Annotated in this window: 13 protein-coding genes; all 13 read right to left on the bottom strand. The window is 71.8% G+C overall.

Annotated features, from left to right (window positions below):
* Positions 1-26 precede the first annotated feature (26 nt).
* The 13 genes from SALPAC3_RS0105075 to ruvX all read right to left on the bottom strand — a co-directional run bounded on the left by SALPAC3_RS0105075 (position 27) and on the right by ruvX (position 14,357).
* Positions 27-965, bottom strand: coding sequence for a glycosyltransferase family 2 protein (locus tag SALPAC3_RS0105075; RefSeq protein ID WP_050563726.1), 939 nt, complete (start codon positions 963-965; stop codon positions 27-29).
* Positions 962-1,528 carry a glycosyltransferase gene (locus SALPAC3_RS0105080; RefSeq protein ID WP_408640410.1) on the bottom strand — a complete coding sequence of 189 codons (567 nt, stop codon included), beginning with the start codon at positions 1,526-1,528 and terminating at the stop codon, positions 962-964. The genes SALPAC3_RS0105075 and SALPAC3_RS0105080 overlap by 4 nt, the downstream gene beginning before the upstream one ends.
* A 59-nt stretch (positions 1,529-1,587) precedes the next feature.
* A complete protein-coding gene (locus SALPAC3_RS0105085; RefSeq protein ID WP_018220184.1) occupies positions 1,588-2,070 on the bottom strand; it encodes a glycosyltransferase family protein in 483 nt (160 codons plus the stop codon).
* Positions 2,071-2,173: 103 nt separating this feature from the next.
* Positions 2,174-3,436 carry a hypothetical protein gene (locus SALPAC3_RS0105090; protein WP_018220185.1) on the bottom strand — a complete coding sequence of 421 codons (1,263 nt, stop codon included), beginning with the start codon at positions 3,434-3,436 and terminating at the stop codon, positions 2,174-2,176.
* The gene (locus SALPAC3_RS0105095; protein WP_018220186.1) at positions 3,433-4,335 is read right to left on the bottom strand and encodes a sulfotransferase domain-containing protein; all 903 of its coding nucleotides are present in this window, start codon (positions 4,333-4,335) and stop codon (positions 3,433-3,435) included. Before SALPAC3_RS0105095 ends, SALPAC3_RS0105090 begins: the two co-directional genes overlap by 4 nt.
* A gap of 8 nt (positions 4,336-4,343) precedes the next feature.
* Positions 4,344-5,924 (bottom strand): lipopolysaccharide biosynthesis protein, encoded by a 1,581-nt coding sequence (locus tag SALPAC3_RS0105100; RefSeq protein WP_018220187.1) that lies wholly within the window; start codon positions 5,922-5,924, stop codon positions 4,344-4,346.
* Positions 5,921-7,333: an O-antigen ligase family protein gene (locus tag SALPAC3_RS0105105; protein ID WP_018220188.1), complete on the bottom strand. Its 1,413-nt coding sequence runs from the start codon at positions 7,331-7,333 to the stop codon at positions 5,921-5,923. Before SALPAC3_RS0105105 ends, SALPAC3_RS0105100 begins: the two co-directional genes overlap by 4 nt.
* A gap of 8 nt (positions 7,334-7,341) precedes the next feature.
* Positions 7,342-9,087, bottom strand: a complete 1,746-nt coding sequence (locus SALPAC3_RS0105110; RefSeq protein ID WP_018220189.1) for a P-loop NTPase family protein — start codon at positions 9,085-9,087, stop codon at positions 7,342-7,344.
* The gene (locus SALPAC3_RS0105115; protein WP_026185246.1) at positions 9,080-9,622 is read right to left on the bottom strand and encodes an acyltransferase; all 543 of its coding nucleotides are present in this window, start codon (positions 9,620-9,622) and stop codon (positions 9,080-9,082) included. Before SALPAC3_RS0105115 ends, SALPAC3_RS0105110 begins: the two co-directional genes overlap by 8 nt.
* Positions 9,623-9,709: 87 nt before the next feature.
* A complete protein-coding gene (locus tag SALPAC3_RS0105120; protein WP_018220191.1) occupies positions 9,710-11,641 on the bottom strand; it encodes a delta-60 repeat domain-containing protein in 1,932 nt (643 codons plus the stop codon).
* 235 nt (positions 11,642-11,876) lie between these two features.
* Positions 11,877-12,704: a shikimate dehydrogenase gene (locus tag SALPAC3_RS0105125; protein WP_026185247.1), complete on the bottom strand. Its 828-nt coding sequence runs from the start codon at positions 12,702-12,704 to the stop codon at positions 11,877-11,879.
* Positions 12,694-13,899: an endolytic transglycosylase MltG gene (mltG, locus tag SALPAC3_RS0105130; RefSeq protein ID WP_018220193.1), complete on the bottom strand. Its 1,206-nt coding sequence runs from the start codon at positions 13,897-13,899 to the stop codon at positions 12,694-12,696. Before mltG ends, SALPAC3_RS0105125 begins: the two co-directional genes overlap by 11 nt.
* Entirely contained in the window at positions 13,896-14,357 is a 462-nt protein-coding gene (gene ruvX, locus SALPAC3_RS0105135; RefSeq protein WP_018220194.1) for a Holliday junction resolvase RuvX, read from the bottom strand. Before ruvX ends, mltG begins: the two co-directional genes overlap by 4 nt.
* Between the last annotated feature and the right edge of the window lie 57 nt (positions 14,358-14,414).

Genomic DNA, 14,414 nt, shown 5'->3' on the forward strand with positions numbered 1-14,414 from the left:
ACGGATGAATGGGGTGGTCTGCGGCCCTAGATGCCTCGGCCGCGCTTGTGCAGCGTGCGCAGCACCGCGTCCGCCCGGACCACCCGCCCCGCCACCGCGAGCGCCAGGTACGCCCGTGGCTCCCGGGGATTGCCGCGGAGGGTACGGCGGGCCCAGCGCAGCGCGCCCTGGCGGTCACCGGAGGCCGCGCGGGCGAAGGCGATCTGCCCCGCCACCCGGGCCGCGCCGGCCGGCTGGCTGCCGAACTCCGGGTAGCGTTCCAGCAGCCACTGCAGCGCCACCGAGATGGTGTCCCAGCGCTGCGTGAAGTACGACCGGTTGTGCCAACGCACCAGCACCAGCGGGGTGCGCAGGTTGACCAACGGCGCCCGGCGGGCCGCCCGCAGCAGGAACTCGTAGTCCTCGGCGTAGCTGCCCGGAATCTCCTCGTCGACCAGTCCGAAGCCGTCGCGGAGCACGGCGGCGCGGAAGAGGAAGGTTGACGGGTGCAGCTCGGTCAGCCGATCCCGCAACAGGTCGGCGAGCGTGATCCGGTCCCGGGACAGCGACCGGTCGACGGTGTGTCCGTCGTAGCTCACCCGGATGCCACCCGAGACGAACTCCGCGTCGGGGAGGGCGGTGAGCGCCGCAACCTGCGCCGACAGCTTGCCGGGCAACCACTCGTCGTCGTCGTCGCAGAAAGCGATCAACTCGCCGGTGGCAGCCAGGGTGCCGGTGTTGCGGGCACCCGCGAGGCCCGGCGTCCGGCCGTTCTCGGTGACCCGGACCGGCCGACCCGGTCGGGACAGCTCGGTCAGGCTCGAATCCGGCGTTGAACGGTCGTACACGACGATCACCTCAAGCTCACCCGGATAGTCCTGGTCGAGGAGGGCGCGGACCGCGGCCCGCAGCAACTCCGGGCGATCCCGGGTGGGCACCACCGCACTCACCCTCGGCCGTGCGGTCGCCCGCGGCAGCGCGGTCATCCTCGCGCTCCACTCCACGGCGACCGGGACCACGGCCACCACCAGGCCCGTCGGCCGTTCGCCGCGACCACCAAGCTCTCCACGGTCTCCCCGACCCGGACCACCGCGGCCTCCCGTTCCCGGGCCGAATCGAGGTCCGCCCGGACGACGAACCGGGCCGGCTCGGCCAGGCCGGCGGTGAGCGTCGCCACGAACGCCGCTGGGGTTTCGCACACCACCACCAGGCCCGCCGCCCCGAGTCGACGTGCGAACCGCAGCTGATGGTCGTCGACGTGTTCGCCGTGGGACGGATCCCGGGGTACCACGATCGGCACCCGGCCGTGCCGACGAACCTCCAGGATGGTGGCCGGGCCGCCGTGACAGATCACGAGGTCGGCCGTGGAGATCGCCGCCTGAAGCTCGTCGTGCCCCAGGAAGGCCAGGGCGCCGGGGACTCCGGCCGCTCCGGTGTGCCCATGCTGGACGGTCAGGGCCACGCGGTCGGGGACGGTGGGATGCCAGTCCCGAAGCCAGGCAACCAGCCGGTCAAACGGGTGCTTGTCAGTACCGACCATGACCAACACCTGCAGCCGACCGACACCAGAGCTCCGGCGCCGGGGTGCCTGGCTGGACTCGAACCCGCTCACAGCAGCGGCCCCACCACAGTGGCCTCCGGGTAGTGCCGGCGTTGCTCCTCCCACTGCACGAGCATCGCGGAGAGAAACGGGCGGCACAGGCGCGCGGTCAGGGTCGGGGTGTCGATCCGGTCGTACACCTCGACGTAGACAGTGGGAATTCGCCGCAGCCAGGCAAAGACCACGAACGGCACCGCGACCCCGGCTCCGGTCGTCACCACCGCGGCGACCCGATGCCGCCGCAGCACCCGTACCGCCAGCACCGCGTTGCGCACCAGATTGGGAATGTTGCGGGTGGTCGGGTGGTGCGCCGCGACGAGCTCTTCCCCCGCGAGCTGGGACAGTGCGTCCGGGGTGTCGAAGGTTACCCAGCAGCGACGCCAGCGCTCGTACCAGGAACGCAGCGCCAGCAGCTGGGCCAGGTGCCCACCGCTCGATCCGACGAGCAGCAGGACCGGGGAATCACCGCGACCCCTGGGGTACATCTCCATACGAGCCTCACCGTCCGCTTCCTTCGGTCTACTTCGGCATCGACCGATGGCCTGCGAAAGCAGACCACGTATCGCGCCGTGGGGGCATCGGGAAACCGGTCTGTCACCGGTGGTCCCGCCGCGCTAGGAGCTCCAGCAGGGCGGGGTGTAGCGCGGGGTTCCAGCCCGCCCCGGCGTTGGCCAGGCGCCAGGTCCGCAACCACAGCTCCAGCAGGTACGCGTCAGCGACCAGACGCTGCCCGGCCTGGTTCAGGCCGAGCGCGTCGCCGTACCGTCGGAGTTGGAGGTCAACAGCGCCGGCCGCCGCGGCGGCGGAGGAACCCCGCAGCACCAGGGCCCGCTGAAACGCGTCGTGGGCCAGGTCGAAGCCGAGCGGGACGTCCGGGGCGCTGTGTTCCCAGTCCCAGGCGACCAGCCGGTCGGCCTGCCGACCGAGGTTCCACGGGACCCAGTCGCCATGCCAGTGCCCGAACTCGACCAGGGTCTCCCCGTGCCGCGAGGTGAGCCTCGCCGCCGCCACGACCGCCCGGGTGTCGGCCGACATCGTGGCGACGGCCCGGTGCGCGGTCCGGGTGAGCCGGGCCAGGAAGCTCGATCCGGCCAGTGGCCGGTGCTGGGCGGGCGGGCGGCCCCGGCGAGCCACCGCGAGCACCGCGGCGACCTCGGGATCGGCGGTGGTGGACAGCCCACGGACCGCCGGCGGCAGTGGCTGCACCAACGCGACGGACCGCCCCGCCCACCGGAGCTCGGCCAGCAGCCGCGGCGCCACCGGGTGGCCCGGCACCCGGGCCAGCGCGGGGAGTTCCCGCAGGGCCGCCGCCTCGGCGGTCACCAGGGCCCGGGTGGCGTCGTTCCAGCCGATCTTCGCGAAGCCGAGCGGGCGGCCATTGGGGGCGAACAGTTGCAGGGTCGGCTTGTGGTTCGGATCCGGCGGTCGCACCCCACACGCCGCGTACGCGGCTCCCCCGCCCAGCACGGCGGCGAGTCGGTGGCTGAGCAGCGCCTCCTCCGCGGCGACCGCGTCGGGCAGCGACACGGTCAGGACCGGGAATCGGGCCAGTTCCAGCCCACCGAGCCGGGCGAGCCCACCGAGAACCGCCCGCGCCGCCCGCACCCGGGGTGGTCGCAGCGCGTTGTACGCCAGCAGCGACGCCGCCGTCGCCCGCGGGGCGCCCAACGGCAACAGAAACCGGGCCCGCCGAACAGAGGGCACGATCGCGTACCGCGCCACCGTCCGGTGCCCGGTCGGCGGCCGGCCGGCCATGGTGAGCCCGACCTGCTCGGCACCGAAGACCGCCCGGGTGACCCAACCCAACCCATCGGTACGGGTCCGCGGGTCGGCTGAGGCCGTGGCCCGCCCGGTCACCCGGCGTCACCCGGCCAGTCGAGGGCGATTCCGAGCCGCTGCCGCAGCGCCTCGTTGTAGGGGTGGTAGTAGGCCGTCAGCTCCGCCTGAAGTGCCGGGTCCAGCGGCGCGGAGCGGCGGTCGTTGTAGACCCGGAAGCTCGCCAGGTCGTACGCCGGCAGCCCGAGGAAAGACAGGGTACGGCGGTACGTCGACCGGGCGTCTCGATAGAGGTCCTCGCTGCGCAGGAAGAGGAACTGCGTGCGGTCGAACCGGTCCAGCCACGGCTGAAGGTGTTCGAGGTAGCGGCCCCGGGCCCGGTAGGTGTACCAGTCGTACGCCTCGCTGACGTACTCCGGCTCGGCCGCCAGCCGCTCCCGCTCCCCCCGGGTACGCTCCGGCTCGGCGTCGAGGGCGGCGGCGAAGTCCAGCGGCTCGATGCCGTGCGTACGCCGCTCCTTCCAGTGCGAGTAGGCCCGCTGCACCGGATCGCGTAGCAGCACCACCAGCTTGACCGAGGGCATCAACGCGGCGACCCGCTCGGCGGCGAGCGGATGGAACATGTACAGCGGGGCGGCCTCACCGGCCCGGGCCGGGCCGCCGTGCCGTCGCTGTAGCGCCGCCCGCTGGCGCCGGGTCGGGAAGTGCGACCGGTACCACGCCTCGCCCCGCCGCCAGTGCTCCTCGAAGTAGTGGGTGGACTTGGTGTTCCAGGCCGGGAAGAGCCGCGGCACCAGCGGATGCTGGACCAGATAGTTCCACAGTGACGTGGTACCGCCCCGCTTGGTGCCGATGACCAGGAAATCTGGCAGTGGCCGCCGGTCACTGGTCTGCACGCCGTAGCCGACGAGAGACTCCCGCACCCGCTCGGTCACCTGGTTCGGCACGAACCACTTCACCCGGTCTCGGATCGCCGACACGACGGACCTCACCTGTCCTTCTGCTCTGGTGGGGCGGGGGTGGCCGGGACGGCCGCCCCCGCGCCGCGGAGTTGTCTCAGGACCGCACCGACAACGGGCCGGATTCGGGACAACGTGCCGACCCCACCGACCGCCAGCACCGCCACCGCCACCAGCAGGCCGGGAATGCCCCGCCCGCCGACCAGCACCCCCACTCCGGCGGCGGCGGCCACCACGGCGGCGGTGATCGCCGCCGCGCGTAGCATCGCCGGGTCCACCAGCGGGTGCCGCACCACGAGCCAGGCGCACGTCCCGGCCGTGAGGTTCTCGGTGAGGATGCCCGCGGCCCAGGCGATCGCTGCGCCGGTGGCGCCATGCCCGGGAATCCACACCAGGCCGAGCGAGACCGTCACCAGCAGCCCACCCAGGGTGGCGGCCAGGTGTAGGCCACTGCGACCCCCCATCAGCAGCAGGCTCTGCACATTGCCCGATCCCGTGCGCACCAGCATGGCCAGGGCAAGGACGGTCAGCGCGGTGGCTCCGGCGGTGAATCCCGGCCCGAAGAGTTCCAGGAAGGCCATCCCGAAGACAGCGAGCAGCAGGTACACCGGCCAGGAGAGCACCAACCCCCAGGTGGTCAACCGCCGGTGCACGGCCGCCGCGAGGGCCGTCTGGCCCGCGCCGAGCAGCCGGGACAGCCGGGGGGCAACCGTCACCCGCAGCCCCTGGATGGCGAGTTGGCCAGCGAGGACGTACCGGCCGACGGCACCGAACACCCCGGCCTCCTCCGCCCCGGCGAGCGCCGAGGTCAACAGCACCCCGATCCACAGGTTGCCGGCATCGATGGCGGCCGAGACGGCTCGGGGCAGCGCGAACCGCCAGAAGGTTGACCAGTCCTGCGGTCTGGGGCGGAGCCGGGCACCCCGCCCGATGCGCAGCGGCCCCCCGACCAGGGCCAGGCAGACCAGCAGGGCCAGGGCAGCTGGAACCAGCCAGGCGGACACGCCGGCCACCAGGCCACCGCCGACCAGAACCGCGACGCCGACCAGGACCGGTCGGGCCACCGGCAGGAGGAAGAACTGCACCGACACGTACGCCCGAATCGGCCGCACACACCGCAGGGCGGCGAGCAGCAGCGTCAGGAGGACAACCACCGGAACGGCGGCGAAGCTCACCGCCAGCAGCTGCGACCCGGCGGCCGGGCCGAACACCCGGGGTGCCAGGGAGTCGGCGGCGAAGCACCCGATCAGCGCGACCACCACGGCAACCGCCAACGGTGGGAGTAGGGCCACCGGCAGCACCCGGGCGGCCTCCCCCGGCCCCCCGGCCGCACGGCGGCGCGGCAGCGCCCACAGCAGACCGGTCTCGGCACCCAGCGTGCACACGGCGGTGGCCACTGTGACCACCCCGATCGCGGCGAAGAAGACGCCGGAGCCGGTGGGGCCGTAGCCGCGGGTGATCACCACCGCAAGGAGAAAGCCGAAGAGGCCGCTGGTCGCCGCGCCGAGCAACCCAGCGACCCCGCTGCGCACACTGCCCCGGTGCTCCGCCTCGTCCGGCTGCCCGACGGCGCGGCCGGACGCCGCCGCGGGAGCGGTGCCGGCGGTCATGCGGCCACCCGGCGAAGAGTCGTCGGCAGCCGCGGGGGCTGCCCTCGTGCCGGGCCAGCCGGGCCGGGGTCCAGCGGGGGCCGGTGCCGTGGCGCCCGTTCGCCCTCGGCGCGTGCCATGGCGAAGGCGACCGCGTAGAAGGCGACAGCGAGGTTCTGGTTGGCCATGCCGTAGAAGGGGATCTGCACCAGGCACACCACCGGGATGATCGCCAGCCACTGCCCCGCCGGGGAGACCCCCCGGGCGCAGCGGAGGGCGGCCACGACGAACCAGGCCAGAAAGCACAGCAGGGCGGGGATCCCGTGGCTGAACAGCACCATCCACAACTGCCCCTGGGTGCCGATCGGCGCCTCGGCCGAGACGGTGTCGACGTTCACCGGAGCGCCGTAGCCGAGCCACGGCGACTCACCGACCCGCCCGAGCACCGCTCGGTAGAGGGCGAGCCGGTCGGTGTTGGTGCCGCTGTTCTCGACCCGGTCCCCGATCAGCTGGGTGACCGGAATGAACACGGTGGCGACAAGACCCACCAGCACCACCCCGACAATCGAGGTGGCGACCCGGGTGTTGCCGCGCCAACCGGCCCGGACACCGAGCACCAGCAGGCCGACACCGAGGCTGAGGAACATCACTCGGTTCAGGGTGAGGAAAGCCGGTGCCAGGGACAGCGGCAACGACCCGAGCAGCAGCCAGCGCAGCACCCCACGCCGCCGCAGCATGATCACCGCGATCACACCGGGCAACACCATCGCGTACGCGCTGCCGTAGTTGTTGGTGTACGCGTACGGCGCCGCGGGACGGTAGACCGGGTTCGGTGACCGGGTGCTGTACTCGGCGGTGGAGAGGTGGACCATGTCTTGGACGAATGGTTCCGCGGCGATCGCATCGGGCAGCAGGACCTCCACCGGGGTGGTCAGGCCGAGCCGGGGGGCGAGCACGCTGAGCCAGCCCAACGCCACCAACCCGAGCCAGAACGCGCAGAGGGGCAGGAGCACCTCGCTGCCTCCGGCCCGCTCCCGGGCCACCACGTAGACGTAGACGCCGACCACCAGCGCGGTGGCGTAGAACCCCAGCCGTAGCCCAAAGGTCAACACCGAACTGGGCGACCCCAGTCGGGTGGCGCTGACCAGGACCACGGCGAGGAAGAGCAGCCAGACCCCGGTGCCGGGCGGCAGCGGAACCCGACCCCGGACCAGCAGCAGGGCCAGCAGCACGGCACCCAACAACGGCCAGCCCAGATAGAACGCACCGGCCAGCCACCAGATCGGCACCAGGCCGAACATCAGCGCCAGCGGCCAGATCGGTAGCCGCAGCGGTGGTGGCAGTGGTGGCGGCGCGGGCTGTGGTGGCGGCGCTAGGACGTCGGCGGCCCCGTCCCCGGCCGGCTCGCTCGTCGCCGGGATCCCACCCACGGGCACGGTCAGCCCCGACCGCGGTGGGTGAGGACGAAGCCGAGCGGGACCACGCCGGCCGCTCGCAGCCGCTCCGCCAGCCGACGTAGTTCGCTCTGCCGGGTCTGGTCCTGCTCGACCACCACCACCGCGACGCCCTGTCGGGCCGCCGCGACGCCCCGCTCATCGGCCTCGGTCGGTGGGGCGTTGAACAGCACCAAGCCGCTGGCGGCCCGCTGTCCCCAGGTGCCGAACCGGATGGTGCCGGCGCCCACCACAACCGCGTCGGCAGGCGCTGCGACGGCGCTCTTTCCACTGCTCGGCGTGGTGGATGCAATCCGGGGCAGCGAAATCGTGCCATCCGGGTCGTCGGAGGCCGGGCGGTTGGTGGCAGCGCCGTGACCGGTCCCGGTCGCCCGGTGGACGGTGGCCTGGCTGGGAAGAACGGTCGGGTGCGGCGCAGCGTTCGGGCGCGGCGCAGCGTTCGGAGGCGCAGCGTTCGGGCGCGGCGCAGCGTTCGGGCGCGGGGATGGTCGCCGGACGGCAATCGGCTCGGTAACCTCATCAACGGGGGCCGTCCGCCGGCCCTGGCGCGGCTGCGGCGCCACCGGCCGGGCGAAGTGCGCCGTTGCCGGCAGTCGCGCCACACTAGCCAGCACCTCACTACGCAACCCCCCCAGGCGACCGGTGTCATCGGCGAGGTACACCTCCCGACCGGTCCCGGCGAGCGCCACCGCCAGCCCGGCGCTCATCGCGGACTGATCCCCCCGGGTGGTCAACAACACGATTCGGGTCGGTTCCCGAGTCCGCCCAGCGATGGCCATCGCCACGTACCGGATATCAGCGTCCACGGCCTGTGGTGAGCTGCGTGGTTTCGGGCCGCGGGCGGTACCGAGCAGGGTCAGGCCGGTCGCGTCCCGGCCGTCGTCAACCGACCGGATGCGTCGGTCCACCGACTCCCACCCGTAGGCCAGCACGACGCCGAGCAGCGCACCGCCCAGGAGTCCCGCGAGCAGGGGGAAGAGCCAGTCAGCACCGGTGGAGACCAGGTCCGGCTCCGCCTCGCGGGTGACCCAGCCGGGGTTGACGTCGACCGCCGCGATCTCGGTCCGGGCCGAGCCGAGCTGGACCAGTTGGCTGTTCACACCGGACAGCTCGGCCACCGCCGCGTCCGCCTCGCCCTCCCGAGCACTGGCAATCCGACGCTGCAACGCCGCCTGCTGGGCCTGCACCTCGCTGATGGTCTCGTCGTACGAGCGCAGGATGTCCGCCCGCTGCTGCTCGTACATGGTGCGGCGCACGTCGAGGTAGGCCGCGGCGGCGAGATTGACGCCCGCCACCGCCTCCTGAAGTGAGTTCGCGGTGAATCGGAAGCGCAGGATCTGGCCGCCGGTCGGCACCTCCAGTTCGAGGGCGTCCTGCACGTCACGCTGGTCCCGGCCGGTAGCGTCCACCAGCCGCCGCACCACCTCGGTCCCAGTGGCGATGCCGCGCTCCACGTTCATGTTCACTGCGCGGTCAGCGGAGGCGCCGCTCGGGGTGAAGGCGTCGGTGACCACTGGTCGGACCGCCACCACGGCGTCGGCGGTCACCGCGCTCGGCACCAACAGCACGTAGCCGAGTGCGGCGAGCAGCCCGAGCACGGCCGCACCGGCCAGCACCCGGATCCGGTGCAGCGGCACGCGGAGCAGGTCGGTCAGGGTGACCGTTCGACCCGGCGTCCCCCCGCCGGCGGCGGCGTCGGCGGTCCAGCCGCCACCACCGGCGTTAGTCATCGAAACTCTTCACCGTCTGTTGCGGATTTCCGATAACCACCACCCGGGGCGGGACATCCGTCCGCACCACCGTGGCGGCACCCACGACACTGTCCCGGCCGATCCGCACACCCTTCAGTACGAGTGCGTGTGCGCCGATCCAGACGTTGTCCTCAAGGACGATCGGCGCTCGGGTCCGTGAGGTGGGCGGGTCGTGTCGCACCTCGGGCCGTAGATTGTGGAAATCGTTGTCCCGCACCTCACAGTTCGACAACAGGCAGCGGTCCCCAATCGTGACCGAGGTCCAGACGCCGACCCAGGTCGCGCTCAGCAGACAGTCGGCGCCGACTCGAACCTCGCCCGGACCAGCGAACCGCACCAGCTTGTTGATCCGGGTCCGGTCACCGATGCGCACCCGCACGCCACGGCGTAGCCGGACCCGCCCACGAATCTCCACATCCCGGCCGAGGCTCAGCCCCGGATAGCGCAACCGGTACCAGCCGCGCTTCAGCGCGAACCCGGCTCTTACCCCAATACCACGGCGGATGCCCCGCAACGACCCCTCCTCACGTCCGGGGACGACGGCACAGAACACCGTCAGCCAACGTGAAGCACCCACCATAATCGACGACCGTCGGTCGCCTTACTGCACGGTGAAGAACAGTCGTGGAGTGGACCAAGTCAGCTCCGGTCCCGCGGTCACGAGCAGGACGCGTTCCGCGCCGTCCACCACCGGGTCGACCGCCGGCCGGAAGGGGACGCCGCGCAGGTTCCCGTCGGTGTTCCCGTACACGATCTTGCCGTCCACCCACGCCATGCCCCGCACCGTCGACCAGTCGACCCCGGTGGTGGGCAGCGTGAACTCGGTGGCACCGAGGTAGTTCCCATCCGTCTCGAAGTACCGGTAGTGCAGGGCGTCGGAGTCGGCCCGGGTGTAGTGGAGGCGACCGCCGAGGAAGAAGGCGCCGGTCAGCTCCGCCGCGTCGAACCAGTCGTTGTAGCCGGACGACCTCCACGGGGCACCGACAACTCCCCCGGGGAACATCGAGATGTCGATCCGGCTGCCCGTCGGGGAACCGGCGACGGTGTGTGCCCAGTAGATCCGGTCACCCATTCCCCAGGTCGCCCCGGCGCCGGTGTAGTTCGGCTGGCTGACCGTGGTCGGTGCGCCGATGCCGGCGCCGTCGAACGGAATCCGGGCCAGCTCGCCCTCCCCGGTGCCCAGGTAGAGGTTGCCGCTGGTCGCGGTGGACGGGGTCTTCGGGATGATCGTCCGACCACCGGAGCGGGGGAACATCCCGAGCCGGCCATGGTATTCGCCCCCCATTCCGTCGGAGTTGTGCCCGAAGTAGAGCCCGTCGTCGCCCCGCCAGAGCACCGGCACGGTGGAGCCCCACGGAGTGGCGCCGGGGGGCAGCGACGAGCCGCCGCTGCGACGCGGATTCCAGTTCACCGGCATCCCGGTGGCCGGGGTGACCGCGGCGATCCCGAGCCGGTCAATGGCGCCGTCGCCGGCGCCGCCCCGGTACGCGGTCGGATTGTTCAGCCAGCGAAAGTGCCCGCCGAGGTAGATGACGTTGTCGACCACCTCGACCGAGGTGATGGTGTCCCGACCGGTGTAGTTCACCCAGGTGCCGAGCTGACCGTCGCCGCGGGCCGCGGTCTCGAACCGCACGAGCGCGTCGCAGTACCCCGCCGGCCAGCCCGACCCGCCGTTGGTACCGACGACGAACCAGCTGCCGGCACCGCCGAACCGGACATCCTGCACGTAGGAAAAAGCCGGCTGCCCACCGCACGGCGCCACGAACTTCTCCGTGCTCCAGTCGAGGACACTCGGCGTACCGGAGAGGTCGACGAGCGCCATCTGGTTCCGCGACAAGCCGTTGATGTCGGTGAAGTTGCCACCCGCTACCAACGTCTGCCCGTCCGGGGACACGTCGATGGTCCAGACATACGAACTGGTGCCGTGTCGCCCCCCGGTGGCGTTGACGGCGAAGGTCGGGTCGATCGCCCCTGTACTGGCGTGCAGTCGGGCGAGCCCGGCGTGCGGAGTGCCGTTCACCCAGTTGAAGGCGCCCGCCAGGTAGAGCCAGCCGCCGGACAGCGCCATATCCCGCACGGTGCCGCCGTCGGAGCGGCCCACCCAGCTGGCGACGGTGGCGCCGGTACTCGGGTCGAGCGCCACCAGATTCTTCCGGGACACCCCGTTGGCGTTCCGGAACGCCCCACCAACGATCAACGTGTCGTTCGGACCGGCGATCAAGGTGTTCACCGCGCCGTCCAGCACCGGCAGGAAGGTCGTCGAGATCGCCCCGGTGGCCCTGTCGTAGCCGAACAGGTAGCGCCGGTTGGTCCACCCCGCGGTCGCGTCCGGTCGGATCTGCGTGAAGGTGCCCCCGACGTACACCGTCGAGCCGATCTGCGCGAAGGCACGGACCTCACCGTCACGGGCGTGCGGTGTCTCGTCAACCGGATCGCTCGACACCAGGATCTGCGTCTCGGGCACCGGCGGGACGGTGGCCGCGGCCGCGGTGGGTACGAGCAACGCGGCGACGACGGCTACCGCGCAAACCACAGCCGTCCAAACAGGGCGATTCGAAATCTGCCAACGAAGCGAGAAGTCAGGCACGCTACACCTCCACAGGGCAAGGACTCGCGTAGCGTGCCTTGCCCCACCCGGTCAGCGATATCCACCGATTGGTTGGCAATTGCCCCGCCGCCGCAGCGGTCCGACCACGCCCGGCCTCCCATGCTCGGCGCACGGCACCGCCGGGTCGCCTCTGACGCGGGACGAGTCGCCGCGACGGGAGTCAGCCAGCCCGAGCCGCCGTGAGGGCGGCGGCCATCGCCGCCCGCGGCGCCGGCACCCCGGTGAACTGCTCAAACTGACCGACCGCCTGGGCCAGCAGCAAATCCAGACCAGAGCAGACCCGGCAGCCGGCGGTCTGCGCCGCGGACGCGAGCGGGGTCGGCCACGGGTCGTAGAGGGCGTCAAAGAGCACAGTGCTGGGCCGCCACGCCACCGCCATGGCGAGCGGATCGGCGGCCCCGGCCGGCACGGTCGAGATCACCACGTCGGCGGAGCAGGCCGCGACCGCGTCGGCCCAGGGAGCCCCGGTCAGCGGCACGCCCACCGCCGCGGCGACCGGACGCAACTCGTCGATCGCGGTCTTCCGCCGGGCCACCACGGTCACCGTCCGGGTCCGCAGCGCCGCCGCCGCGGCCACCGCCGCCCGGGCAGTACCACCGGCACCGAGCACCGTCAGCGTCGACTCCGGGGCAACCCCGGCCGCGGTCAGCACCTCCACCATGCCGGCGACATCGGTGTTGTCCGCGTACCAGGAGCCGTCCGGCCGACGTACCAGGGTGTTGGCCGCGCCGACAGCGGCCGCGACCGGCGACGCCGTCGCGGCCACCGCGAGCGCCGTCTCCTTGCCCGGCATGGTGACCGATAGCCCCGCCCACTCCGGGCCCAGGCCGGCGACCAGAGCCGGCAGCTGCGCCTGGGCACACTCGAAGCGGGTGTAGGACCAGTCGTCCAGGCCCACCGCGGCGTAGCCGGCGTTGTGGATCACCGGGGAGAGGGAGTGCGCGATCGGGGCGCCGACCACCGCCGCGCGCCTGCGCTCAGATGACACCCGCCTCCCTCGCCTTGGCCTCGTTGCGCAGCTGCTCCTCGTAGGTTTCCGCGAAGGCGGACTCCCCCTCCTTGTTGATCGCGACGAAGAAGAGCCACTTTCCCGGCGGCGGGTCCATAGCACCCTCCAACGCCAGCCGACCCGGGTTGTTGATCGGCGTGGGGATCAGGCCCCTGAGCTTGCGGCTGTACGGGCTGTCGGTGTCGAGCAGCTCATCCTGGGTCATCTCGGCCGAGGTCTTGGTCTCCTGGCCGGTCAACTCCAGGTAGTAGTTGACCGTGACATCCATCTCCAGGCAGTTGCAGTCGAATTCGCCGTAGACCCGGTTGTAGGCGACCCGGGCGACCTTGCCGAGGTCCTCCGGAGTACCCGCCTCGGCTTGGGCGAGCGACGCGACGATCAGCGCCTCGTACGGCGCGATCTGGCGTTCGTTCTGCACCCGGTCGACGAACTCCAGCTCCTCGGCGACGGTGAGGAACCGCTCCACCATCAGCGCCAGAATCGACTCCGCCGTGGGATCCGGGGGAAGCTCGTAGGTGTCGGGGAAGAGGAAACCCTCGATCGACGGCTCGACCTTCCGGTCATCGGTCCGCTTGAACCACCACTCCGGGACACCGAGCGCGAGCGGATCCTTCGCCGCCGCCTCGAACTCCTCCGCCGGAATCTCGGTCTCCTCGGCGAGCAGCTTGTAGATGCTCTTCGCCGTCCGCCCCTCGGGCACAGTGAGCCCGTTCACGACCCGATTCTTCGGGTCCAGCATCGCGGCCACCGCGTACTCGCCACTCATCTGCTTACGCAACTCGTACCGGCCGGGCTGGATGTTCTTGCTCTGGCTGTTGTCCTCCGCCGCATTGACGAAAGCCTTGGTGCTCTTGACCACCCCGGCTTCGTAGAGGGTGACCGCGATCGCGGCAATCGGGGCGCCCTCCGGGATCTCGACCGTCACCGCCTCGGTCCCGGAACCGTCGTAGTCTGGCGTGCCGAGCAGGCCCTGGATCCGTTCGAAGCCGTAGTAGGCGCCACCACCGAGGCCGCCGAGTAGAGTCAGGGTAAGCAGCAGGGCCAGCACGGTCTTGCCGCGCCCGCCGCCCGAGCCGCGCTGGCGTTCGCGCTGGCGCTTCCGCACGTAGCCGCGCCGATGCCGGCCCTTCTCTCCCCGATCGGTATCAAAACCGGGGTCCAGTTCCTCGATCATTTCATCCGCCTCCGCTGCGCATCGAGCCAGCTCTGCAGGATTTCCACCGCGGCCGCCTGGTCCACCACCGCGCGCTGCCGCCGGCCCCGAACGCCACGCTCAGCAAGCCTACGGCTAGCCACCACCGTCGACATCCGCTCGTCGGCGAGCGTCACCGGCACAGGCGAAATCACCTCGACCAGACGGCCGACATACGTCTGCACGTGTACGGCGGCGGGGCCCTGCCGACCGGCGAGATTCACCGGCAGGCCAACCACCACCTCGACCGCCTCGTGTTCGGTCACCAACGCGGCCAGCTCGGCCATGTCGCTGGGGACCGCCTCCGGCGCGGCGGTGCGATCCCGGGCGAGGGTGACCAGCGGGGTAGCCAGGACGCCGTGTGGGTCGGACCGAGCCACGCCGACCCGGACCTGTCCGACATCCACCCCGAGGCGTACGCCCCGGGACCACTGCGCCACGAATGGTCACCTCCCTGAGAGAACGAGCGGGCTGCGCCTCCGGCACCGGGTGTCCCC

The organism is Salinispora pacifica DSM 45544, assembly GCF_000378845.1.
GTDB lineage: Bacteria > Actinomycetota > Actinomycetes > Mycobacteriales > Micromonosporaceae > Micromonospora > Micromonospora pacifica.

What these genes read in the sequence shown, in the direction of transcription:
- SALPAC3_RS0105075 (WP_050563726.1), bottom strand. Translation starts at nt 965, where the DNA reads ATGACCGCGCTGCCGCGGGCGACCGCACGGCCGAGGGTGAGTGCGGTG.
- SALPAC3_RS0105110 (WP_018220189.1), bottom strand. Translation starts at nt 9,087, where the DNA reads ATGACTAACGCCGGTGGTGGCGGCTGGACCGCCGACGCCGCCGCCGGC.
- mltG (WP_018220193.1), bottom strand. Translation starts at nt 13,899, where the DNA reads ATGATCGAGGAACTGGACCCCGGTTTTGATACCGATCGGGGAGAGAAG.
- SALPAC3_RS0105100 (WP_018220187.1), bottom strand. Translation starts at nt 5,924, where the DNA reads ATGACCGCCGGCACCGCTCCCGCGGCGGCGTCCGGCCGCGCCGTCGGG.
- SALPAC3_RS0105085 (WP_018220184.1), bottom strand. Translation starts at nt 2,070, where the DNA reads ATGGAGATGTACCCCAGGGGTCGCGGTGATTCCCCGGTCCTGCTGCTC.